This window comes from Acidaminococcus sp. HCP3S3_H5 (assembly GCF_052122235.1).
Taxonomy (GTDB): Bacteria; Bacillota; Negativicutes; order Acidaminococcales; family Acidaminococcaceae; genus Acidaminococcus.
On record NZ_JBQKCS010000008.1, the window covers coordinates 113271 to 136311 of the forward strand.

The window sequence follows — 23041 nt, forward strand, 5'->3', positions numbered from 1 at the left end:
CAGCGTGAGCGAGAAAAAGGTCATTACATACGCAGATGCAGGGGTGGATATCGACGCCGGCAACAAAGCCGTGGAACTGATGAAGGACAGCGTCCGGGCCACCTACCGTCCGGAAGTCATCGGGGACCTGGGGGGCTTCGGGGGCCTGTTTGCCCTGGGGAACAAATACCAGGATCCGGTGCTGGTTTCCGGTACCGACGGTGTGGGCACCAAGCTGAAGATCGCCTTTATGATGGACCGTCACGACACCATCGGCCAGGACGCCGTGGCCATGTGCGTCAATGATATCCTGGTCCAGGGGGCGGAACCTCTGTTCTTCCTGGATTACATCGCCACCGCCAAGGTGGAATCCCAGAAAATCGCCGACATCGTCAAAGGGGTGGCCAATGCCTGCAAGGAAAGCGGCTGTGCCCTGATCGGCGGGGAAACCGCTGAAATGGCCGGGTTCTATGCCAATGACGAATACGACATCGCCGGCTTCAGCGTAGGCGTGGTGGAACGGAGCAAGATGATCACCGGGGACAAGGTGAAGGCCGGGGACGTCCTCCTGGGTCTGCCTTCCACCGGGGTCCATTCCAACGGGTTCTCCCTGGTACGGAAAATCTGCTTCGAAGCTCAGGGCTTCACGGTGGACACCTACATTCCGGAATTCGGCAAAACCCTGGGTGAGGAACTGCTGACTCCCACCCGGCTGTATCCCCGGACCATCCTGCCCATGATCAAAAAATTCGATCTCCACGGTATGGTCCACATCACCGGGGGCGGCTTCTATGACAACATTCCCCGGATCCTGCCGGAAAACTGTGACGCGGAAGTCCATGCAGACGCCTGGGAAGTGCCCGCTGTGTTCAAAAAGCTCCAGGAATGGGGCAATGTTCCGGTGAAGGAAATGTACCGGACCTTCAACATGGGGGTTGGCATGGTGCTGGTGGTGGATCCTTCCGAAGCCGACGCCGTCCGGGCTCATCTGAAAGAAAACGGGGAAACCTTCTACGAACTGGGCCATGTGGTGCCCGGCACCAAAAAGACCGTGATGAAAGGCGGGGTTTTCGGTGACTAAACGGAAAATCGGGGTACTGGTCAGCGGCCGGGGAAGCAATTTCCAGGCCGTGGCCGACAAAATCAAAAAAGAAAACCTGCCCATCGAAATCGCCGTGGTGATCAGCGACAGTCCGGAAGCCTATGCCCTCCAGCGGGCGGAAAAGATGGGGATCCCTCACTGCGCCATTGCCCGTCAGGATTTTGTGGACAAGGCTTCCTTCGAAGCCGCCATTGACAAGACCCTCCGGGAAGCAGGGGTGGAACTGGTGGTGCTGGCCGGATTCATGCGGATCCTCAGCGGGGATTTCGTGAATTCCTGGTACCACAAGATCATCAACATCCATCCGGCCCTGCTGCCGTCCTTTACGGGACTGGATGCCCAGGGACAGGCTCTGAACTACGGGGTGAAGATCGCCGGCTGCACCGTCCACTTTGTGGATGCAGGGATGGATACCGGCCCCATCATCATGCAGGCCGCCGTACCTGTGCTGGACGAAGATACCCATGACACCCTGGCCGCCCGGATCCTGGTCCAGGAACATACCATCCTGCCGGAAGTGGTGAAGCTGTGGGCGGAAGACCGGCTGACTGTAAACGGCCGGAAAGTGAAAATCCGTAAATAAGGAGAACAATCCATGCTGAAAATTCGCAGAGCATTACTGAGCGTTTCTGACAAGACCGGCATTGTGAAGCTGGGCTATTTCCTGAACAACAATGGGGTGGAAATCATCTCCACCGGCGGCACCATGAAGGTGCTGAAGGAAGCTGGCGTGCCGGTGACCTACGTAAGCGACGTAACCGGGACCCCGGAAATGATGGACGGCCGGGTAAAGACCCTGAATCCCAAGATCCATGGGGGCATCCTGGCTGTGCGCAGCAATCCCAAACATATGGAAGACATGAAGAAGAACGGGATCCAGCCCATTGACCTGGTGGTGGTGAACCTGTATCCCTTCCAGCAGACCATTGCCAAACCGGATGTAACCGAAGCCGAAGCCATCGAAAACATCGACATCGGCGGTCCGGCCATGGTCCGGGCTTCTGCCAAGAACTTCCACGATGTGGTGATCATCACCAATCCGGACCGGTATGAAGACCTGATCCACCTGCTGAAGGAAAAAGGGGACATCGATCTCCACACCCGGAAAATGCTGGCCCAGGAAGCCTTTGCCCATACGGCGGAATACGATACGGCCATTGCAGCCTATCTGAAGAAGCAGCTGGACAGCGAAAAATAAGGGAGGCCTTAGCATGCAGGTACTGGTAATTGGCGGCGGCGGCCGGGAACATACCCTGGTCTGGAAGCTGGCCCAAAGCAAAAAGGTGACGAAACTCTACGCAGCCCCCGGGAATCCGGGCATGAAGGACCTGGCGGAATGTGTGAACCTGGACATTACGGATCTGAACGGTTTGGCGGACTGGGCGGAAAAGCACGCCATCGATCTGACGGTGGTGGGGCCGGAAGCTCCTCTGGTGGCCGGCATCGTGGATGTGTTCAACGCCCGGGGTCTGACCATTTTCGGGCCCAGTGCCAAAGCGGCGGAAATCGAAGGCTCCAAGATCTTCTCCAAGGAACTGATGGAGAAGTACGGAGTGCCCACCGCCTTCTTTAAAGTATGCGACAACCTGGCAGATGCCAGAGCCTTTGTGGAAGAAAAAGGCGCCCCCATTGTGATCAAGGCAGACGGCTTGGCTGCCGGCAAAGGGGTCGTGGTGGCCATGACCAAGGACGAAGCCCTGGATGCCCTGGATGAAATGATGGGTGCCCACAAGTTCGGCAGCGCCGGCAACCGGGTGGTCATCGAAGAGTTCATGGAAGGGGAGGAAGCCTCCCTCCTGGCTTTCACCGACGGGAAGACTATTGTGCCCATGCTGGCTGCCCAGGACCATAAACGGGTGAACGACGGAGACCAGGGGCCCAACACCGGGGGCATGGGGGCTTACTGCCCGGCACCGGTAATGACCGACGCCCTGAAGGAAAAGACCGTGAAGGAAGTGCTGCGGCCCATTGTGGACGCCCTGGCCAAGGAAGGACGGCCTTATTCCGGCTGCCTGTACGCCGGTCTCATGATTAAAGGGGACAGCGTGAAGGTGGTGGAATTCAACGCCCGGTTCGGGGATCCGGAAACCCAGGTGGTGCTGCCCCTGCTGAAAAGCGACCTGGCAGAGATCATGGTGGCTTGCGCCAAAGGCACCCTGAAGCCTGAAATGGTGGAATGGAGCGACAAGTCCGCCGTGTGCGTGGTCATGGCCAGCGGCGGCTATCCCGGATCCTACAAAAAGGGTCTGCCCATTACCGGCCTGAAGGCTGCAGGAGCCATGGAAGACGTGGTGGTGTTCCACGCCGGCACCCGGGAAGAGGACGGGAAGATCCTCACCAACGGAGGCCGTGTGCTGGGAGTCACTGCTGTGGCTGACAGCATCCCTGCCGCCCAGCAGAAAGCCTATGACGCGGTGGACAAGATCCACTTCGACGGGGCCCATTTCCGCCAGGACATTGCCTGGAGAGCCCTCCGCCGGCTGAAGACGAAATAAGATGATGTTACAGACCGCAGAAGTATTCCAGCCCCTGCGGTCTGTTTCCGTAACAGATAGACTTCTGAAGGAAAAGACCAGAAAAACCTGTTGCATTTGTGACAGACTGGTGCTAAAATGAGAAAAATATTTCAAAGGGGGATATACAATGGCTTTTATCTATGATGAACCTGCCCATACTTTCAGCGAGTATCTTTTAGTTCCTGGATATTCTTCCAGCGAATGCATTCCGGCAAATGTGAGTCTGAAGACTCCGCTGGTGAAATTTAAAAAGGGTGAAGAACCGGCTCTGACCCTGAATATTCCCCTGGTTTCCGCTATCATGCAGTCCGTTTCCGACGACAACATGGCCATCGCCCTGTCCCGGGAAGGGGGCATCTCCTTTATCTACGGGTCTCAGACCATCGAAAGCGAAGCCGCCATGGTGGCCCGGGTCAAGAGCTTCAAGGCCGGGTTCGTGGTCAGCGATTCCAACCTGCGTCCGGACAGCACCCTGGCCGATGTACTGGCTCTGAAGGAAAAAACCGGTCACAGCACCATGGCTGTTACCAGCGACGGCAGCAAGAACGGCCATCTGGAAGGGATCGTTACCAGCCGTGACTATCGGATCAGCCGGATGAACATGGAAGATCAGGTCAAGAACTTCATGACTCCGGTGGCTGACATGGTGGTCGGCAGCAGCGACATCACCCTGAAACAGGCCAACGATATTATCTGGGAACACAAACTGAACACCCTGCCCATTATCGACAAAGAGGGCAACCTGATGTACATGGTGTTCCGGAAAGACTATTCCACCCACAAACAGTATCCCCTGGAACTGCTGGATAGCCAGAAACGCCATGTGGTAGGCGCCGGCATCAACACCCGTGACTATGAACAGCGGGTACCGGCCCTGGTGGAAGCCGGTGCGGACGTACTGTGCATCGACTCTTCCGAAGGCTACAGCGAATGGCAGAAACGGACCCTGAAATGGATCCGGGACAAATACGGTGATTCCGTCAAGGTAGGGGCCGGCAACGTGGTTGACGCGGAAGGCTTCCGGTTCCTGGCAGAATGCGGTGCTGACTTTGTGAAGATCGGTATCGGCGGCGGCTCCATCTGCATCACCCGGGAACAGAAGGGGATCGGCCGGGGCCAGGCTACTGCCGTTATCGAAGTGGCCAAGGCCCGGGACGAATACTACAAGGAAACCGGCATCTATGTGCCCATCTGCTCCGACGGCGGTATCGTGTACGACTACCACATGACCCTGGCTCTGGCCATGGGCGCCGACTTCCTGATGCTGGGCCGGTATTTCGCCCGGTTCGACGAATCCCCCACCAACAAGGTGAACATCAACGGCACCTACATGAAGGAATACTGGGGCGAAGGTTCCGCCCGTGCCCGGAACTGGCAGCGGTATGACCTGGGCGGGGACAAGAAGCTGTCCTTCGAAGAAGGGGTGGATTCCTACGTTCCTTACGCCGGCGGCCTGAAAGACAACGTGAACCTGACCATCTCCAAGATGCGGTCCACCATGTGCAACTGCGGGGCTCTCACCATCCCCGAACTGCAGAAAAAGGCCAAACTGACCCTGGTATCCGCCACCAGCCTGGTGGAAGGCGGGGCACACGATGTGCTGCTGAAAGAGAATTCTTCTTCCAATTATCCGAAATGATGCGGGTGAAAGGGCTGTTGCGTGAGCAACAGCCCTTTTTTGTCAACGGTCAACAGCCGGATGAAAAAATTTGCAGGCAAATTTTTGTTGAATGGAGAAAACCGGCGGCCGGGAAGGGCGTGCCTTCGGCGCGCCCCTACGCCGTCAGAGTCGGAGTGTGGGAGAACAACGGGTCCTGCGGACCGAAGAAAATCCCCTGACTCCAACGGTGTAGGGGCTTGCCGCAGGCGAGCCCATCCCGGCCGCCCGGAGGGCTGTGTTCAAAGGCAAATGCGGATGCATTTGCCTTCCTTTGGCTGTTGACCGTTGACCGTCCATTGTGCTACAATGGGGAAAATTTTTTCAGGAGGCGTGGTATGACTGGGTTCCAGAAAATCGTGGTGGGGCTTTTGGCGGGGAATCTGCTGTGCACTTTCGGGCTGTATCTCCGGCTGGACAGCCAGCAGCTGCTGCTGGAAAAGGAAGTCCGGAGCATGAAACGGGACATTGTGGGCACCCGGTACGATGACACCAATCTGAAAAACAGCCTGGCCAGCCTGGAAAAGCAGGTGGGGAAGCTGGACGAAAACACCCGGAAGGCCCGGGAACAGGAGACCCCGGCCGCCCCGGCCCCGGCGCCCCAGCCCCAGCCCAAAAAGGACCCCAGCGGGATCCAGGGGCTGATCGACAGGATATTTGGGAGGTAAAGGGATGTCTGGCAGCCCCGTCAACGGTCAACAGCCGGATGAAAAAAATTTGCAGGCAAATTTTTGTTGAATGGAGAAAACCGGAGGCCGGGAAGGGCGTGCCTTCGGCGCGCCCCTACGCCGTCAGAGTCGGAGTGTGGGAGAACAAAGGGCCCTGGGGACCGAAGGAAATCCCCTGACCCCAACGGCGTAGGGGCTTGCCGCAGGCGAGCCCATCCCGGCCGCCCGGAGGGCTGTGTTCAAAGGCAAATGCGGATGGGTTTGCCTTCCTTTGGCCGCTGACAGCTGACCGTGGACCGCTGACTAAGGTGCTGTTGCTCCTGCAACAGCACCTTTTTTGCATACCAAAACCCGTTCCCATCACCCGTTACATATGGTACAATAAACTATACGACATTTACCGGGAGGACGGAGAAGCGCATGCGTGACTATACGAAAGTGACCATTACCCGCAAAGGGGAAAAAATGGCCCGGGGCGGGCATCCCTGGGTGTTCGGAGACGAAGTGCTGGATATTGCCGGCCCTGTGGAAAACGGGGACCTGGTGGACGTGGTCAGCGAGAAGAAGGGCAAATACATCGGCACCGGCTTCTACAACGACCATTCCAAGATCCGGGTCCGGCTCCTTTCCCGGAACGCCAATGACCGGTTCGACGAAGCTTTTTTCGAACGGCGGATCCAGTACGCCCTGGATTACCGGAAAACCGTCATGCCCGGTGAAGATTTCAAAGACTGCCGGCTGATCTTCGGAGAAGCGGATGGATTCCCGGGGCTCACCGTGGACCGGTTCAATGACGTGCTGGTGGCCCAGGTGCTTTCCCTTGGCATGGAACAGCGGAAAACCATGATCTTCACCCTGCTGCTGAAGCTGCTCCGGGCCATGGGAGAAGAGGTAAAGGGCATCTACGAACGGAACGATGTGAAAATCCGGGAACTGGAAGGCCTGACGGAAGGCCAGGGCATTGCGGATATCCCTGGTAGCACCCTGACGGAAAAGGACCTGATGCCCATCATCACGGAAAACGGCCTCAAGTACCGGGTGGATGTGGTGAACGGCCAGAAAACCGGCTACTTCCTGGACCAGAAATACAACCGGCTGGCGGTATCCCGGATCTGTGCCGGCAAACATGTACTGGACTGCTTTACCCACACCGGTCCCTTTGCCCTCAATGCAGCCAAAGGGGGAGCGGCCAGCGTTACGGCGGTGGATATTTCCGGAGAAGCCCTGAAGCGGGCCCGGGAAAACTTTGCCCTCAACGGCCTGGAAGACAAAATCCAGACTGTGGAAGCCAATGTGTTCGACTATCTCACGGAGCTGGAGGAAAAGAAGCAGCATCCCTTCGACTTCATCATCCTGGATCCCCCGGCCTTCACCAAAAGCAGCCACACAGTGAAAAGCGCCTTCCGGGGATACAAGGAAATCAACCTGAAGGCCATGAAGCTGCTGCCCCGGGGAGGCTATCTGGCCACCTGCAGCTGCAGCCATTTCATGAAAAGCGAGCTGTTTGTGGAAATGCTCCACGAAGCGGCCCGGGATGCAGCGGTTTCCCTGCGCCAGGTGGAAGCCCGGCAGCAGGCTCCGGATCACCCGATCCTGTACAATGTGCCGGAAACCGATTATCTGAAATTCTATATCTTCCAGGTGGTGTAAGCCCTTGCGGCATCCTCCTGAGAAATGAGGTGTCCCATGTTCAAGAAAATCACCCTGGCTCTGGCCTTCTGTTCCCTGGTCAGTGTGGGTGCCCTGCCGGTACTGTCCGGCACCGCCCATGCTTCCACCACGGAAGAACGGTTTCAGCAGTCTAAAATCATCATGATGACCACCCGCAACGGGGTCCCCTTTTACGCAGAGCCGGGCAAGGACAGCCTGACCCTGGGGTTCTATCCCAAAGGGACCATTTTTGTACCCATCAACCAGACCCGGAACGCGGTGGAAAACAAAGTCTACAATCTATGCATCCGCTTTGACGGCGCCGTGGGATGGCTTTCGTCGGACGACGTGGCATTGACGCGGAAGTAAAAGCGGGGGAACGCTGACCGGGGAAGGTCAGCCTTTCCCACCATAAAGGCCCCGGGGAGGACGGGGACTCATGAGGGGAGAGTGTGCAGCATGGATGAACAGAAAGAAAACCATTCTGTAGAAGAAAAACAGGAAGAACTGGAAGAACGGGTAGAAAATGAACTGATTTCCGCCCTGAACCGGAAAGACAAGGACGCGGTCCTGAAGCTGGTGGAAGATTCCCACCCCATCGACCTGGCCTATGCCCTGGAAGAAGCCAGCGACAGCGATATCGTGTTCCTGGCCACCATCCTGCCGGACCAGCAGATGGCTGAAATCATCGAACAGGCCGATGATGAACTCCAGGTCCGGATCATGAAACTGTTCGATCTGAACAAGATCATCCGGATTTTCCAGCACATGTCCAAGGACGATATCGTGGATATCCTGGGAGACATGCCCGCCAACCGGCGGAAGGAACTGGTCAAGCTGATGAAATCCAGCGACCAGGAAGTGATCCGAAACCTGTTGGGCTATGGGGAAAGCACCGCAGGCGGGATCATGACCACCGAATACATTTCCATGCGCAATTCTCTTACGGTGAGCCAGGCCCTGGAAAAGGTCAAGGAAATCGCCCCCAAGACGGAAGAACTCAACATCCTCTATGTGCTCAATGAGAAAAAACAGCTGGTGGGTACCGTGTCCCTCCGGGAACTGCTGGTGGCCAAGAACTATGACACCTTAAACGACATCATGGAGGACAATGTGATTTCCGTGGAGCCGGAAGCGGACCAGGAAGACGTGGCCCGTCTGGTATCCAAATACGACCTCCATGCCATCCCGGTAGTGAACAAACGGAAAGGGATGCTGGGGATCATCACCGTTGACGATATCATCGATGTCATCGAAGAAGAAAACACCGAAGATATGCTGAAAATGGGCGGTGTCAGCAAGGAAGAAGACGTGGACAGCACGGTGCTGGAAAGCGTGAAGCTCCGGCTTCCCTGGCTCTTGATCAACCTGGTGACGGCGTTTTTGGCATCCTCGGTGGTTTCTCTGTTCGAAGACACCATCAGCCAGGTGGTGGCTCTGGCTGCCGCCATGCCCATTGTAGCCGGCATGGGGGGCAATGCCGGGACCCAGACTTTGGCTGTGGTGGTCCGGGGCCTCGCTCTGGGGGACATCAAGCTCCACGGCAACGGGCTCCGGATCCTCCGGGGGATTGCCGTGGGCTTCATCAACGGCCTGGTAAACGGGGTGATCGCCGGAGCGGTGATCGTGTGGATGAACCACAACCTGGCCCTGGGGCTCATTATCCTGGTGGCCATGATCTGCAACCTGATGATCGCGGCCCTGGTGGGTTTCCTGGTGCCGGTGGTTTTGAAGGCCCTGAACTACGACCCGGCCGTGGCCTCCAGTATCTTCATCACCACCTTTACCGATGTGTGCGGGTTCTTCATTTTCCTGGGCCTGGCCAAACTGTTTTTGCCATATTTGTTACAATAATCCCTGCTCTTAAAAAGTTTTTCTTATATCGTGGATATTTTCTTGACAAAATGCCCTTATCCTCGTAAGATAAGGGCATGCTTTTCAAGGAAGAGCAAAACAACTTCATAAATAAATCTGATGATGGGAAAGAGTACTTTCTGGATGCGTGCCTCCAGAGAGCCGGTGGATGGTGTGAACCGGCGGCCTGGCCGAAAGGAAAATCCTCCCGGAAGAGACGGACTGAAGCAAAATTAAGTCCGGACGGCTGATCCCCGTTAGTGGAAACGCGTATGTTGGTACGTTGCAGAGTGCTCCCAGGCCGGAAGGCCCGGGGGAATATGGGTGGTATCGCGGAGCATGCTCCGTCCCTTTTACAGGGACGGAGCTTTTTTGTTTCCGGAAACAGAAAGGATGAGGAAAATGGATTTGAAGAAAGTATGCGGATTGATCGGCAAGTATTTCGGCGTTATCGCCGTGGTGTTCCTGGGCATCGGGATCTTTGCCCCCCACGCTTTTGCCTGGGTGTTGGGGAAGGCCTACGGGGTGTCCATTCTCAGTGTAATGCTGGGAATCATTATGTTCGGCATGGGGATGACCACCAGCCTTCATGATTTTGCCCTGGTGCTGAAACAGCCCAAGAACATTTTCTTCGGGGTCTGCGCCCAGTATTTCGTTATGCCCTTCCTGGCGTTCCTGCTGTCCAAAGCCTTCCATCTGGATCCGGCTCTGACCGTTGGGGTGGTGCTGGTGGGCACCTGCCCGGGAGGCACTTCCTCCAACGTGATCACCTTCATGAGCCATGGGGATGTGCCTTTCTCTGTGACCATGACCAGCTGCTCCACGGTGCTCAGCCCTCTTATGACTCCGCTGCTCACCTGGCTTCTGGTGGGCAAGCAGATCTCCTTTGATCCGGTGGGCATGTTCGTTTCCATCCTTCAGATCGTGTTCGTACCCATCGGGGTGGGCCTGGCTGTGAAGAACTTCTTCCCCAAGTTCGCCAAAGAAGCGGTGGATTACCTGCCCGCCGTTTCCAGCATGGTCATCAGCTTCCTGATCGCCGGGATCATCGGGGCCAGCCGGAACGCCATCTTAAGCAGTGCCGGACTGATCCTGCTGGTGGTGATGCTCCACAATGTGCTGGGGTACCTGCTGGGCTTTGCCATTGGGAAACTTACCGGCATGAGCTGGAAACAGATGGTGGCTCTGTCCATCGAAGTGGGGATGCAGAATTCCGGTCTGGCCACCGGCCTGGCCAAGGCCCATTTCGCCTCCATGCCCATGGCCGGGGTACCGGGAGCCATCTTCAGCGCCTGGCACAACATCTCCGGTGCTGTCCTGGCTTATCTGTACACCAATTACCTGAATGAACGGTTCGATTCCCAGTACGAAGAGGAAGGGGAATTGAAGCCGGCCATGGTGAGAGCAAAATAAAAAATTGGGGTGTGAATTCTTTCACACCCCAATTTTTTATTCTTCCTCTTCAATCTCTTTCGGCACCATATCCTCCGCCTTGAGAGTCCCCATCCGGGCCCTTCTGGCGTATTCGGCGGTGGCGGTGAACAGTACGTCGCTGCTGCTGTTGAGAGCGGTTTCGCAGGCGTCTTCGATGATGCTGATGATGAAGCCAACCCCCACCACCTGCATGGCGATGTCATTGCTGATCCCAAAGGAGGCACAGGCCACGGGGATCAGCAGCAGGGAACCTCCGGCCACACCGGATGCTCCGCAGGCCCCCACGGTGGAAACAATGCACAGGAGCAGGGCGGTGGGCAGATCCACGGCTACTCCCAGGGTATGGGCGGCTGCCAGGCTCAGCACGGAAATGGTGATGGAAGCCCCGGCCATGTTGATGGTGGCTCCCAGGGGAATGGAAATGGTGTAGGTATCCGGGTTCAGCCCCAGCCGTTTGCACAGGGTCAGGTTCACCGGGATGTTGGCGGCGGAAGAACGGGTAAAGAAGGCGTAGATGCCGCTTTCCTTCAGGGTGGCCCAGACCAGGGGGTAGGGGTTCTTGCGGACGTTCAGGTACACGATGATGGGGTTCATCACCAGGGCCACCAGGAAATAGGACCCCAGCAGCACCCCCAGCAGGCTGAAGTAGGAAATCAGGGCGGACAGGCCGCTGGCGCTGATGGACTGGGTCACCAGGCCCATGATCCCCAACGGAGCGAAATGGATCACCCAGGTGACCACTTTGGTGATGCCGGCGGACAGGTCTTCCAGCACATGCTTGGTTTCCGGGCTGGCAGCCTTGTGGAGGGCCAGGCCGATGATCACTGCCCAGGCCAGGATGCCGATGTAGTTGGCGTTCAGGATGGCGTTCAGAGGATTGTCCACGATGTTCAGCACCAGGTTGTGGACCACTTCCGCAATGCCGCTGGGGGGATTCACCTTGGAATTCCCCAGCTGGAGCATCAGGGTCTGGGGGAACAGGAAGGACAGGGTCACCCCGACGATGGAAGCGGCGAAAGTGCCGATCACATAGAGGGTGATGATGGGTTTCATCTGGGTTTCGCCCCCTTCTTTCCGCTGGACCATGGCGTTCATCACCAGGATGAAGACCAGCAGGGGAGCCACCCCTTTGAGGGCACGGACGAACAGGTCGCCGAAGATGCCCACCACCGGCACGGCGCCAGGGAGGAACACAGCAATCAGGATGCCGATCACAAGGCCTACGGCAATCTGGTTGATCAATGGGATTTTACGAAGTTTACGGATTGTAGAGTTCATAGTTGACTTCCTTTCTAGGTTTTAGAAAATAATGACAAATCACCGTACATAAGTATAATGAATTCACAATCAAAACACAAGTGTTTTTTCGGGGTGGACTGAAGCCGGGGCCTTGAAGAAAAGCGCCATTCATAGTATAGTTATACATAGTATTCAAAAAAAAGCGCAGCTTTTGATCACAGCAGAAGGCGAGGAATCATTATGACGAAAATCATCCTGACCGGGGACCGTCCCACCGGTCATCTCCATGTGGGCCATTTTGTAGGCTCTCTTCAGGAACGGGTGCTGCTCCAGAACAGCGGCAAATTCGACGAAATCTACTTTATGATCGCCGATGCCCAGGCCCTGACCGACAATGCGGAAAACCCGGAAAAAGTCCGGCAGAACGTGCTCCAGGTGGCTCTGGACTACCTGGGAGTGGGCATCGATCCGGAGAAGGCCACCATCTTCATCCAGAGCATGATCCCGGAACTGTTTGAACTGACTACTTATTATATGGACCTGGTGACCGTGGCCCGGGTACAGCGGAACCCGACTGTGAAGGCGGAAATCCAGCAGAAGAACTTTGAAGCCAGCGTGCCTCTGGGCTTTTTCTGCTACCCGGTGAGCCAGGCGGCGGACATCACTGCCTTCCATGCCACTCACGTGCCCGTTGGGGAAGACCAGAAACCCATGCTGGAACAGTGCCGGGAAATCGTCCACAAGTTCAACAGCGTCTACGGGGAAACCCTGACGGAACCGGATATTGTGCTGCCCTCCAACAAGGCCTGCCTGCGGCTGCCCGGGCTGGACGGGAAAGCCAAGATGTCCAAATCCCTGGGGAACTGCATCTACCTGTCCGATGATGCGGACACCATCAAGAAGAAGGTCATGAGCATGTACACCGATCCCACCCACATCCAGGTCAGCGATCCCGGCCATGTGGAAGGGAACCCGGTGTTCACCTATCTGGACGCCTTCAGCAAACCGGAACATTTTGCCGCCTTCCTGCCCGATTACGCCAACCTGGATGAGCTGAAAGCCCATTACCAGCGGGGCGGCCTGGGAGACATGAAGATCAAACGGTTCCTGAACGAAGTGCTCCAGTCCGTACTGAAGCCCATCCGGGAACGCCGGGAATACTGGGAAGCCCGGAAGCCGGAAGTGGTGGACATCCTGAAGGCAGGCACCGCCCGGGCCGAGGCCAAAGCCGCCCAGACCCTGTCCGAAGTCCGCGCCGCCATGAAAATCAACTACTTCGAGGATGACAATCTGCTGAAGTAAGCAGTGCCCTTCGGGCCAGTTTACAGTCACTGGTCACTGGCTGATGGAAGGAACCCGCTCGGGCGGGTTCCTGGGAACGTATAAAAACCGGCGGCCGGGAAGGGCGGGCCTGCGGCACGCCCCTACACCGTTGCTGTCAGATGGTGGATGCAGGGGTTGGGAAAACGGGATTTTCGGCATTTTCGTATCTTTGATTTTGTGAGGAACTCTGATACCAACGGCGTAGGGGCTCCCCGCAGGGGAGCCCATCCCGGCCGCCTGGAGGGTACCCGGACTTGCCGTCCGATTGGTAAATATCCGTAGGAGCGAACCAAGGCCTCCGGGAGACCGGCGGCTTTCTTCAAAAGGAGGGAAAACACCATGAAACGTAACCTGATGGGATTGTTTTTGTCCGGCCTTGTGGCTGTGGGCCTTGTGACCGGCTGCGGCAATGAGAAAAAGCCCGCTGCCCCGGCAGCCCCGGCCCAGACCGAAGCCAAAGGGCCTCTGACCTTGGAATATACCTTCAATAAAAAAGAAGGCAAGGGCACCAGCCAGACGGCTGCCTGGATCGAAGACAAGGATGGAAAACTGGTCCGGACTCTGTTCGCCACCCGGTATACCACCCAAAAAGGGTACAAGAAGCAGGCCCTGCCCCAGTGGGTGAAAAAATCCGGCCTGGCCCAGTTGGACAAGGCCAAAGTGGATGCCTTTACCAAAGCCACCCCCCAATCCGGCAAAGTGACCGCCGGTTGGGACGGAAAAGATGACAACGGCAAATCCGTCCCTGACGGCACCTACAAACTGGTGGTGGAAGCCACCCTGTACCAGGACAGCGATGCCCTGTGGACCGGCACTTTCCAGAAAGGCGGCAAAGAACAGACCCTGGACATGAAAGAAAGCCTCACCAAAGAACCGGAAAAGAAAGAGAACAAAGACCTGATCACCGGGGTGAAGGCGGTGTATCGGCCGTAGGGAGCAGACGGGGATGTTGCATGGGCAACATCCCCGTCTCACGTCTTACGCCGATGGAGACCATCTGCCTGGGGCAGATGGTCATCAGCCAACAGTCACTAGTCACTAGTCTCTAGCGGCCGGAGGGAACCCGCTGGGCGGGTTCCTGGGAACGTAAAAAAAACGGAGGCCACGGAAGGGCGGGCCTGCGGCACGCCCCTACGGCGTTGGGGTCGGGATGTTGGATACAACGGTCCCGGAAACGGAATCTTCGACAATTCCGTTTCCGGGATTTTTTGTTGGGCCGATTGATATCAACGGTGTAGGGGCTGCCCGCAGGGAAGCCCGTCCCGGCCGCCGGTTTTTCATGTTCAAAGGCAGATGCGTGAGCATCTGGCATCCAAAACGATGAACGACATTCTGTCCCCAAATCCTCCCATCTCTTCTGTTATACTGGAAACAGGAGAAGAAAAGAGGTGGAACAGATGCTGATTTACAGTAAGAAGCAAAGGATATCCCGTAAAATATACCATCTGCAGCAATGCCCTTTTTGCAGCCGCATCCAGAAAGATCATACAGGATATTTCTATACAGAAGAGGAAGCCCTGGCACAGGGATACAGGCCCTGCAAACGGTGCCATCCATACCAGAGCCCAGTGGCTCTTTACGAAAAAGACAAAAAGCATGTGGATGGCCTGTGCCATTCTTTTGGGTTCCAGTGTCAGGTACAGGGGAATGATCTGTTGATCACCAACCCTTTGGAAGCCTGGCTGCTTACCTTTTCTTCCCGTTTGCGGAAAATCCTGATTTATCATGAAAGCTGCCGGCGCTTCTGTACCCTTGTGCAGCGGGAAGAACTGATCCGTGGGTTCCATCGCCAGCCCTGGGAGTTCCATTCCATTGCCGAAACGCTGTTCCTTATCCACCGCCACTTGCAGAACTATATCACCGGTTCTGGAATTCCTGCATACAAAAAAGACGCTGCCCAGCGTCTGCTGAAGGAACCTCTGCAGAAAAATGACAGGTTCCGGAAAAAGAACCGCAAAAATCACCAGAAAAAACTGGCCAAAAAGACCCGGATGCATCAGGAAACAAAACATGTGTTGTACTTGATCCAGCAGTTGAAATGTATGGAACCCTAGGGCCTGCGGCACGCCCCTACGGCGTTGGGGTCGGGATGTTGTTTGTACGGTCAGTTGGACGGGGATATCGGAGAACCCCGTTGTTCTCGGCCGCTTGACAGCGACGGTGTAGGGGCTACCCGCAGGGGAGCCCGCCCCGGCCGCCGGGGGTCATAGGTTCAACGGCAAATGGGCCACATTTGCCATCCATAAGTTCCTGCCCTGCTGCTTTATGACCATAAACAAGAACAATTACAATAATAATGGAATGAGAGACGAAATGTATATTTCAGTGTATAATAAGAACATATGCAGTGATAAACAATAAAATGAAGGTGAGGAAATTTTCATGGGGAATTGGCTGTCTTGGATTTCAGATTTTTTCTATTTATTATTTATTATAGGTTTAGGTTTCTGTATTTGGTGGTTTTTTAGAATCAGTAAAGCTGGTTCTTCTGTGGAACAGATTATTTCTGTTTTGCAGAATTATTCTCGGGAATCCATCAGGGAAAATTACGGCAATCTTCAGGCAGAAATGGGGCAGGCCCCGTATGATTCGATTTGGAAGAAATTTGAACGGACGCTGTTCAAAAGCAAAGCAGAAGGGGTGCTGATGACCCAGGATCCGGAGGCTTTTTACAATGATCAGACTTTGTTGGACAATCTGCCTCTGGACCTGTTCCGTGCCATGCCGGGAATTTTTACCGGCTTGGGGCTTTTGGGGACTTTTGTCGGGATTACCGCAGGAATCAGCGGCATCGACCTGGGCAATGTGGAAACCATGAAAAGCGGGATTGAAGTCCTGCTCAGCGGGACGAAAACGGCGTTCCTGACTTCTGTGGTCGGACTTCTCCTGGCACTGGTGTACAACCTCGTTGACACCTGGATTTACCGTCCTTACACCAAAAAACTGGCCACTCTGATCGATCAGCTCAATACCCTTTTCCCTTCCAAGAGTCTGGAAGAATTCCTGTCTCATCAGGCGGAACAGGCGGAAGAACAGACGGATGCCATGCGGGAACTGAATGGGGAACTGGTGGGCCGTCTGGAAGACATGTTCGTAAAGCTCAGCCAGAGCATTGATGTGGCACTGAAAAACAACTTGACGGAATCTTTTACTCAAAGCCTGGAACCGGTTTTCCAGGATTTGAACCAGTCCATTGACAAACTGGGCAGCAGCGCCGGGGATACCCTGTCCAAATCCATTGAACAGGGGGCCGGGGACCAGATCCAGGGCCTGGCCGTGACCCTTCAGGATTTCCAGGGGAAAATGGGCAGTATGATGGAAGTCTCTGAACGGCTGAATGCGGAAAATACCGCCCGGCTTCAGGGGTCTGTAGAGATGATGGTGACCAAGCTGAACGAAGCCATGGACGCCAATATCCAGAAACAGGCCACTACCAGCGATGCCAGCCAGGCGGCTATGAAGCAGTTGGTGGAAGAGATGAACACCAACCTGAAAGCAGCTCTGGATCAGATGGTGGAAGCTGGCCGGACAGCCAACCAGGCTTTGCTCCAGACTACGGAAGCCACCAAGGGAACCATCCAGGAGATTACAGACACCATGAGCCAGAGCACCCGGACCCAGAGGGACGAAATGATCCAGGTGACAGCGAATATGAAAGAATCCGTTTTGGAAGTGCTGAAACAGCTCCAGACCGATATGCAGGAACGGAACCGTACCATGGATTCTTACATGGCCGGGCTGAAGGAAATGCTGGGGCACAACCGGGAAATCATGGCTTCGGCAGGGAAAACTGCGGACAAATTTGCCCAGGCCAGCACGCCCATGCAGAAAGTGGCGGATACCTTGGGCAGTCAGCTGAACCTGGTGGTCAGCGCCAGCAATCAGTTCAACAGCCATGTGGACCAGAATGTCCAGAAACTGGTCCTGGCCAGCCAGAGCAGTCAGAAAGATCTGGAACTGATCAGGGATTCCATGAGTACCATGCGCAGCGCCTGGGAAAACTATCAGCAGACTTTCCAGGGGGTAAGCCGGGAAATGCGGGAAGCTACGGATACGTTGGCCCGAACTCTGGAGCAGTACAATACTTCTACCAGCAAATGGCTGTCTGAAACACTTGGCCAGTACGACAAGAGCATCAAAGAGGCCATGAATTCCGTGTCCACCATCAACCAGAGTCTGAGTGATTCCATCCAGGATCTGTCCGATGCCATGGACAAGAACAGACGGCACTAAGGAGAAACCTGAATGTGGAAGAAAAAGAAAGAAGAAAAAGCCCAACAGAGCGGTGATGCTTTTACCACTTCTGTCAGTGACCTGATGGCAGGGCTCCTGAGTATCTTTATCCTGGCTCTGTGCTATTTCATGCTGAATTTCCAGACGGTGACCAACAAATATACCGGGAATACGGAATTGCGGAATCAGCTGCTGAAGGATGTGGGGAAGGACCTCCAGGCCCAAGGCCTCCAGGTGCGGATTGACACCAAGCAGGGAGTGCTGCGGATCCCGGAAAGTGTGCTGTTTGAATCTGGGGAAGCCAATATCAAAGAACAGGGGCAGGCAGCGGTCAGCAAGCTGAGCCAGTCCCTGCTGAAAACCATGAGCCGGCCGGAATATCGGGAAGCCCTGGAAACGGTCTTTATCGAAGGCCATACGGACAATGTGCCCATCCACAACGAATTTTTCCAATCCAACTGGGAGCTTTCCACCCAGCGGGCCATCAACACCTGGAATTTGATGCGGAACGATGTACCGGAATTCAACTGGCTGGTGAATCCCCGGGGAGAACCTATCTTCTCCTGTTCTGGCTATGCGGAAACCCGGCCTGTCCGGGAAAATGGTCTGGATCCCAATTCAGAGGCGGGACGGGCCGCCAATCGGCGGATCGATATCCGGTTTGTTATGATGCCGCCCCAGGATCCTGGGGAAAAGCCTTCCGGAGGCAGCCATGGATAAGTCGTTGCTGCACAGCCTGGAACGGCTGAAATCTTTCAAAATCCGCCTGCCTGATGTATGTCTGCATCCAGGCAGGCCCGTGGAACTGGAAAAATGGATAAAAAAGACCGTATCCAGCTCCTGCAGCCGGCCAGCCCTGGATCCGGTGACCATGGAAGAGCTGTATGCCAAGGTGAAAAATCAGGAAAAGAACCGGAAAGTGGTGCTGGACTTGAGACGGGAAATCCCTTTTCTGCCGGTGCTGCTCACTCGGGACAGGAAGGAAAAACCCCGCTTTTATGAAGTTCTGCTCCAGGACATCCTGCAGGCTATAGGGAATGGGGTTCGTCGTTCCGTCCGGCGGAATACCTTCCGAAATCTGGTATTTGCTTATTTTACTGTATACGGACAGCCATACAAGGGAGAACGGCTGCAGAAATGCATTTCTCTTTTCCTTCAGAAAGACCCAGAACTGTTGAAATCGGTGCTGTATCTCCGGAACCGGAAGCAACTGCTGAAACCCAATGGCCATAAGCTGTTGACCCGGGAAATCCAGAACCGGCGGAGTTTTCATAAAGCATTGGAAGAATTCTGCTGGCCGGTGAACCTGTGGTATGGGGCATTTGCCCAGTGGGCTGTCAAGGATTTTTTTCAGCTGGAGGAAGAGGACGACTGGGATGACCTGTTCGGCGTATTGAAAGAAATCTGTGAGGACAAGGCCTGTGAGAATATGGTCCCTTTTGCTGCCGAAAAGATGATTTACCTGACGGACCGGTCCGGCGACGGAAATCGGGAAAAAGAAGTACGGATCCTGCTGCTGCAGGCGCTGGGAGATCCCCGGGACCCGGGGTCCAGTCTGAACTGGGTGGATGTGGATGAAAAGGCCCAGGAGATTTTCCTGGCCTGGCTGAAAAAGAACGATCTGAACCTGTTCTTTACCATTATTTCCAAGACAGTACGGCAGGTTGCCACATCGGAAAACATGTGGAAATACCGTAAAAGTTTTTGGGAAAAATATCTGGATGCCATGTACTATACCCGGGTATTTCTGGGGCCCGAAGCAGAACAGATTGCCAGGCAGATGGATTTGGCCAAACAGGGTATGGGCTTTGGACGGTTGAACGGTTCCGGAGATTCCCTGAGAAGTCTGCTGATGTTCAGTATTGGGGATTACGTTTTTATTGAGGCCAGCCACAATGGCAAACTGAGAGTTTGGAAAAGAGGAAAAGAGCCTCTGCCTTTTTATCAGGCAAAATATACATATAAAGGATTTTCTTATACGGACGTTACACAGGCTTCCAATATTGAGGAAGAATTCGTCCATTCCAGTTCAGAAACCGGTTCCTGGCAGCGGAAGGTCAATGACTGGGTGCGGAGACACTGTGGAGTGCGGCCCAAAGAAAGCCGATGGAGGTAGAATAATGACCAACTACCGCTTTTGGACAGCACAAGAGAACGGATATTTTTACCCTTGTGTTCCAACTGAATCTACAGGAGACTGGCCGCTGATACAGGGACAGTTGGAAATCCTGGCTTCTGAAGGGAAAGTGGAGGAGAAAACAGATGGATTCCTGCTGCCCCATGGACAGGCTGTGGAACTGGATCCGGAAATTTCAGGGATCCTGGAACTGCCGGAGTGTTTTCCTTATGCCATCACTCTCCGCAGCCACGGCAGTCTGGGTTCTCCTTCCTTCCGCTATGACCTGGAATACCAGCGATCAGACGGGACTCCTTTTTATGGAATCAGGGTGTTGGGGTCTTATGTGGAACTGAGCCGGGAAACCTGTTACCGGTTCAGCAGGGACCAGTATGAATTGGTGAACCTGGTGGAAGAGAGCAACCGGGAAAGCCAGCAGATTAAGAACAGAGGGGAACTGAGCCAGTACAATACCCTCCAACTGGCTCGAATCAAAGAGAGAGCGAAAAAAATCCACGCCACCCTGGACCGGTTCATGGAACGGCAGAAAATCGTTACAGCGGATAAACTTTCTGTGCGATTGGAAAAAAATCCGGACGGATCCTTTTCCGTACTGCCGGTGCTGCTTCGAAAAGATGGGGATTCCTATACCCGGATGGAAGCCGATTCTCTGGAGCAGGGATTCCGGAGCAATCCGTACAATACCGGAAAAATCTATGGACCGGACAAGACCCAGTATGTTTTTACTCCGGAACAGGAAGAAGGCATCCGGCAGATGCGCCGGTGTCAGCGGCTGTCTCCGGAGGCGGCTCGGCAGGTAGCAGAACACCCTCGGGAAATCTTTGGTTCAGATGCTTTCGATTTTGATTTGGGAGTCTATGGGGACAGGGTGGTCTCCATTGGAGAATTTCTGGCTCCAGATTTGCCTTTTTCCCTGAGTTCCGGGCGGAACTGGCTGCCTCCGGAAGGAGCCGGCATGAAAGCTGCCGATAACCGGGAAAAATCCGGGGACCATTATGCCAGCCTTGCGCTGGATGAAAAAGATTATCCCGAACTGTTCCTGAAGGTCAGCGATGCCCTGGACCGGGGAGAAACTCGGATTGTTGTTGGAGACCAGGAAGTTGAACTGACACCGGGTTTCCTGGACTATGTGAACTAGCTGAAGGCAAAGGCTGGGGAAAAGCAAGAGAAACAGAACCAGGAACCGGAAGCCGCTGGTGAAAAGAAAAAAGAAGCGTCTCTCCAGATCCAGGAGAATTTCCTTTCCCAGGAATATCGTTCCCGGAAAGCGGCACGGGAGAAACGGCTGGGGTCCAACCGGCTGGGGGATTACCTGGGTCAGGGCCTGAAACCAGGCATCCGTCCCATGCCTCACCAACAGGTGGGAATGGAGCAGCTGGCGGCCTGCTGGGAACATGGTTGTCATGGAGTCCTGCTGGCGGATGATATGGGGCTGGGGAAAACACTCCAGGCTTTTGGATTCCTGGCAGCCCTGAAAAAAGCCTATGGAAACAGTGCCATGGCATCGGTACTGATTGTGGCCCCGGTTTCTCTGCTTCAGAACTGGATGGAAGAGTACAGGAAATTTGTGGCAGAAGGGTTGTTTGATGGAATTGTGCCCATGTATGGGAGCGAACTGAAGAAACACTGGGCCAGGAATCCGGACGGGAGCCGCTGTTATTTTCGGCCCCCGGACCCCAATCTGAAAGAAGTTTCCATGTTGGATTTTCAGGACAGGGAAAATCGGATCGATTACAGTCGGAACCATCTGATTCTGACCACCTATGAAACCCTTCGGGAACTGCAGCTTTCTTTTGGACGGGTGGCCTGGAGTGTCATGATCCTGGATGAAGCCCAGAAAATCAAGAATCCGGCCACCCGGACTTCTGTTGCGGCACGGGCCATGAACTGCGATTTTGGACTGGCACTGACAGGGACTCCTGTGGAAAATTCCTGGACGGATCTGTGGACCATTATGGATTTTGTGGAACCAGGCAAATTGGAATCTCTGAAAGATTTCAACAGTCATTATCAGCATCAGCTGCAGAATGTGGAAAACAAGGGGGAACTGTTGAAAGAACTGGGTGACCAGCTACGGAAGAATCTGGATCCCTGTTTTATCCGGCGGCTGAAAGAAGATGTAAATCTGGGGCTGCCTGCCAAAGAAATCCTCCGGTTCAAGGATCCCATGCCGGAAGAACAGCGGAAACTGTATGGGGAAGTAGTCCGGGAAGCACGGGAAGGGCAGGGAGAAAAATCCATCACCATGCTCCAGGCCATTGCCCGGCTCCGGGATATTTCTCTCTGTCCCAGTCTTGGAGCCGGCGGGAATGTAAAGAAATATACTTTGGGTGATCCGGAGCATTTCTTTGGCTCCTCTGCCAGACTGATGCGGACAAGGACAATCCTGGATGAAGTGAGAGAAAAAGGGGAAAAAGCCCTGATCTTTGTGGAAAGCCGAAAAATTCAGCTGCTGCTCCGGACTTTTCTGGAACAAATCTACAAAATCCAGGTGCAGCCTCCCATTAACGGGACCACACAGGCTGTGGCCCGGCAGAAAATGGTGGACCAGTTCAATCGGGCACCGGGGTTCCAGGTGCTGCTGCTGTCTCCGGAGGCTGCCGGTGTGGGGCTGAACATCACCGGGGCCAATCATGTAATCCATCTCAGCCGCTGCTGGAACCCGGCCAAAGAAGACCAGGCCACGGACCGAGCTTACCGGATCGGCCAGAAAAAAGCGGTAACCGTCTATCTTCCCATGGCTGTGGATACGGACTTTCCGGAAGACGCATCCTTTGATCTGAACCTGGATGCTCTGCTCCAGTACAAGCGGGATTTGAGCCGAAGCGCCCTGTATCCTACAGAAGCCAGTGAAGAAAATGCTGTAGCCATGCTGAAACGGATTGAAGAGGCGGCAGGGTGAAAAGCGGCGGCCGGGAAGGGCGGGCCTTCGGCTCGCCCCTACACCGTTGGGGTCGAATGTTGGATGCAACGGTCACAGGAACGGATTTTTTGACAACCCCGTTTCTCTGATTTTCTATTGCATCTCTGACCCCAACGTGGTAGGGGCTGCCCGCAGGGGAGCCCATCCCGGCCGCCGGTTTTCTTCCATTAAAAAAGGACCCGCCTTTTTCGGAGGCGGGTCCTTTCCATTGGCAATTGACCATTGACCACTGACAATAGAGAAGGGGCTGTTGCATATGCAACAGTCCCTTCTCTATTCCATTTTCACTGCCATGCGCAGCCGTTCGATGCTCTGGGTCAGGTTCT

19 protein-coding genes and 1 other annotated feature are annotated in these 23041 nt (G+C 55.0%); of the genes, 18 read left to right on the plus strand and 1 reads right to left on the minus strand.

Going from position 1 to position 23041, the window contains the following annotated elements; translation table 11 throughout:
* The first annotated feature begins 4 nt into the window (after positions 1-4).
* The 10 genes from purM to ACTQY5_RS10525 all read left to right on the plus strand — a co-directional run bounded on the left by purM (position 5) and on the right by ACTQY5_RS10525 (position 10839).
* On the plus strand, positions 5-1060 hold the full coding sequence (gene purM, locus ACTQY5_RS10480) for a phosphoribosylformylglycinamidine cyclo-ligase (RefSeq protein ID WP_441369179.1): 1056 nt from the start codon (positions 5-7) through the stop codon (positions 1058-1060).
* Positions 1053-1664: a phosphoribosylglycinamide formyltransferase gene (purN, locus tag ACTQY5_RS10485; RefSeq protein ID WP_022486989.1), complete on the plus strand. Its 612-nt coding sequence runs from the start codon at positions 1053-1055 to the stop codon at positions 1662-1664. The genes purM and purN overlap by 8 nt, the downstream gene beginning before the upstream one ends.
* Before the next feature lie 15 nt (positions 1665-1679).
* Positions 1680-2279 carry an IMP cyclohydrolase gene (locus ACTQY5_RS10490; protein ID WP_441369188.1) on the plus strand — a complete coding sequence of 200 codons (600 nt, stop codon included), beginning with the start codon at positions 1680-1682 and terminating at the stop codon, positions 2277-2279.
* A 13-nt stretch (positions 2280-2292) separates the two neighbouring features.
* The gene (gene purD, locus ACTQY5_RS10495) at positions 2293-3576 is read left to right on the plus strand and encodes a phosphoribosylamine--glycine ligase (RefSeq protein WP_022486991.1); all 1284 of its coding nucleotides are present in this window, start codon (positions 2293-2295) and stop codon (positions 3574-3576) included.
* A 148-nt stretch (positions 3577-3724) separates the two neighbouring features.
* Positions 3725-5236, plus strand: a complete 1512-nt coding sequence (locus ACTQY5_RS10500; RefSeq protein ID WP_302158094.1) for an IMP dehydrogenase — start codon at positions 3725-3727, stop codon at positions 5234-5236.
* A gap of 356 nt (positions 5237-5592) precedes the next feature.
* Complete coding sequence (locus tag ACTQY5_RS10505; protein ID WP_308664379.1) at positions 5593-5922, plus strand: hypothetical protein; 330 nt, start codon at positions 5593-5595, stop codon at positions 5920-5922.
* Positions 5923-6342: 420 nt separating this feature from the next.
* Positions 6343-7572, plus strand: coding sequence for a class I SAM-dependent rRNA methyltransferase (locus tag ACTQY5_RS10510; RefSeq protein ID WP_279126028.1), 1230 nt, complete (start codon positions 6343-6345; stop codon positions 7570-7572).
* A gap of 36 nt (positions 7573-7608) precedes the next feature.
* Positions 7609-7941 (plus strand): hypothetical protein, encoded by a 333-nt coding sequence (locus ACTQY5_RS10515; RefSeq protein ID WP_022487767.1) that lies wholly within the window; start codon positions 7609-7611, stop codon positions 7939-7941.
* A 90-nt stretch (positions 7942-8031) separates the two neighbouring features.
* Entirely contained in the window at positions 8032-9426 is a 1395-nt protein-coding gene (gene mgtE, locus ACTQY5_RS10520) for a magnesium transporter (RefSeq protein ID WP_022487766.1), read from the plus strand.
* Positions 9427-9537: 111 nt separating this feature from the next.
* Positions 9538-9781: a binding site (T-box leader), on the plus strand.
* Between the two features lie 47 nt (positions 9782-9828).
* The gene (locus ACTQY5_RS10525) at positions 9829-10839 is read left to right on the plus strand and encodes a bile acid:sodium symporter family protein (protein WP_022487765.1); all 1011 of its coding nucleotides are present in this window, start codon (positions 9829-9831) and stop codon (positions 10837-10839) included.
* Between the two features lie 36 nt (positions 10840-10875).
* Here the strand turns inward: ACTQY5_RS10525 and sstT are convergent, their stop codons facing one another.
* Positions 10876-12138, minus strand: a complete 1263-nt coding sequence (gene sstT, locus ACTQY5_RS10530; RefSeq protein WP_022487764.1) for a serine/threonine transporter SstT — start codon at positions 12136-12138, stop codon at positions 10876-10878.
* Between the two features lie 201 nt (positions 12139-12339).
* On the opposite strand from sstT, the gene trpS reads away from it, so the two are divergent.
* The 8 genes from trpS to ACTQY5_RS10570 all read left to right on the plus strand — a co-directional run bounded on the left by trpS (position 12340) and on the right by ACTQY5_RS10570 (position 22694).
* The gene (trpS, locus tag ACTQY5_RS10535; protein ID WP_288311403.1) at positions 12340-13401 is read left to right on the plus strand and encodes a tryptophan--tRNA ligase; all 1062 of its coding nucleotides are present in this window, start codon (positions 12340-12342) and stop codon (positions 13399-13401) included.
* 360 nt (positions 13402-13761) lie between these two features.
* Positions 13762-14355, plus strand: a complete 594-nt coding sequence (locus tag ACTQY5_RS10540) for a DUF2271 domain-containing protein (protein ID WP_441369180.1) — start codon at positions 13762-13764, stop codon at positions 14353-14355.
* 464 nt (positions 14356-14819) lie between these two features.
* Positions 14820-15476 carry an Ada metal-binding domain-containing protein gene (locus ACTQY5_RS10545; RefSeq protein ID WP_441369181.1) on the plus strand — a complete coding sequence of 219 codons (657 nt, stop codon included), beginning with the start codon at positions 14820-14822 and terminating at the stop codon, positions 15474-15476.
* 328 nt (positions 15477-15804) lie between these two features.
* Positions 15805-17655 (plus strand): anti-phage ZorAB system protein ZorA, encoded by a 1851-nt coding sequence (gene zorA / locus ACTQY5_RS10550; RefSeq protein WP_441369182.1) that lies wholly within the window; start codon positions 15805-15807, stop codon positions 17653-17655.
* A 12-nt stretch (positions 17656-17667) separates the two neighbouring features.
* Positions 17668-18375, plus strand: coding sequence for an OmpA/MotB family protein (locus tag ACTQY5_RS10555; protein ID WP_441369183.1), 708 nt, complete (start codon positions 17668-17670; stop codon positions 18373-18375).
* Positions 18368-19771 carry an EH signature domain-containing protein gene (locus tag ACTQY5_RS10560; protein ID WP_441369184.1) on the plus strand — a complete coding sequence of 468 codons (1404 nt, stop codon included), beginning with the start codon at positions 18368-18370 and terminating at the stop codon, positions 19769-19771. Before ACTQY5_RS10555 ends, ACTQY5_RS10560 begins: the two co-directional genes overlap by 8 nt.
* 130 nt (positions 19772-19901) lie before the next feature.
* Entirely contained in the window at positions 19902-20930 is a 1029-nt protein-coding gene (locus tag ACTQY5_RS10565) for a hypothetical protein (RefSeq protein WP_441369185.1), read from the plus strand.
* Positions 20931-21137: 207 nt separating this feature from the next.
* Positions 21138-22694 (plus strand): DEAD/DEAH box helicase, encoded by a 1557-nt coding sequence (locus ACTQY5_RS10570; protein ID WP_441369186.1) that lies wholly within the window; start codon positions 21138-21140, stop codon positions 22692-22694.
* Positions 22695-23041: the final 347 nt, after the last annotated feature.

What these genes read in the sequence shown, in the direction of transcription:
- purD (WP_022486991.1), top strand. Translation starts at nt 2,293, where the DNA reads ATGCAGGTACTGGTAATTGGCGGCGGCGGCCGGGAACATACCCTGGTC.
- ACTQY5_RS10500 (WP_302158094.1), top strand. Translation starts at nt 3,725, where the DNA reads ATGGCTTTTATCTATGATGAACCTGCCCATACTTTCAGCGAGTATCTT.
- ACTQY5_RS10505 (WP_308664379.1), top strand. Translation starts at nt 5,593, where the DNA reads ATGACTGGGTTCCAGAAAATCGTGGTGGGGCTTTTGGCGGGGAATCTG.
- ACTQY5_RS10510 (WP_279126028.1), top strand. Translation starts at nt 6,343, where the DNA reads ATGCGTGACTATACGAAAGTGACCATTACCCGCAAAGGGGAAAAAATG.
- ACTQY5_RS10515 (WP_022487767.1), top strand. Translation starts at nt 7,609, where the DNA reads ATGTTCAAGAAAATCACCCTGGCTCTGGCCTTCTGTTCCCTGGTCAGT.
- mgtE (WP_022487766.1), top strand. Translation starts at nt 8,032, where the DNA reads ATGGATGAACAGAAAGAAAACCATTCTGTAGAAGAAAAACAGGAAGAA.
- ACTQY5_RS10525 (WP_022487765.1), top strand. Translation starts at nt 9,829, where the DNA reads ATGGATTTGAAGAAAGTATGCGGATTGATCGGCAAGTATTTCGGCGTT.
- sstT (WP_022487764.1), bottom strand. Translation starts at nt 12,138, where the DNA reads ATGAACTCTACAATCCGTAAACTTCGTAAAATCCCATTGATCAACCAG.
- trpS (WP_288311403.1), top strand. Translation starts at nt 12,340, where the DNA reads ATGACGAAAATCATCCTGACCGGGGACCGTCCCACCGGTCATCTCCAT.
- ACTQY5_RS10540 (WP_441369180.1), top strand. Translation starts at nt 13,762, where the DNA reads ATGAAACGTAACCTGATGGGATTGTTTTTGTCCGGCCTTGTGGCTGTG.
- ACTQY5_RS10545 (WP_441369181.1), top strand. Translation starts at nt 14,820, where the DNA reads ATGCTGATTTACAGTAAGAAGCAAAGGATATCCCGTAAAATATACCAT.
- zorA (WP_441369182.1), top strand. Translation starts at nt 15,805, where the DNA reads ATGGGGAATTGGCTGTCTTGGATTTCAGATTTTTTCTATTTATTATTT.
- ACTQY5_RS10555 (WP_441369183.1), top strand. Translation starts at nt 17,668, where the DNA reads ATGTGGAAGAAAAAGAAAGAAGAAAAAGCCCAACAGAGCGGTGATGCT.
- ACTQY5_RS10560 (WP_441369184.1), top strand. Translation starts at nt 18,368, where the DNA reads ATGGATAAGTCGTTGCTGCACAGCCTGGAACGGCTGAAATCTTTCAAA.
- ACTQY5_RS10570 (WP_441369186.1), top strand. Translation starts at nt 21,138, where the DNA reads ATGCCTCACCAACAGGTGGGAATGGAGCAGCTGGCGGCCTGCTGGGAA.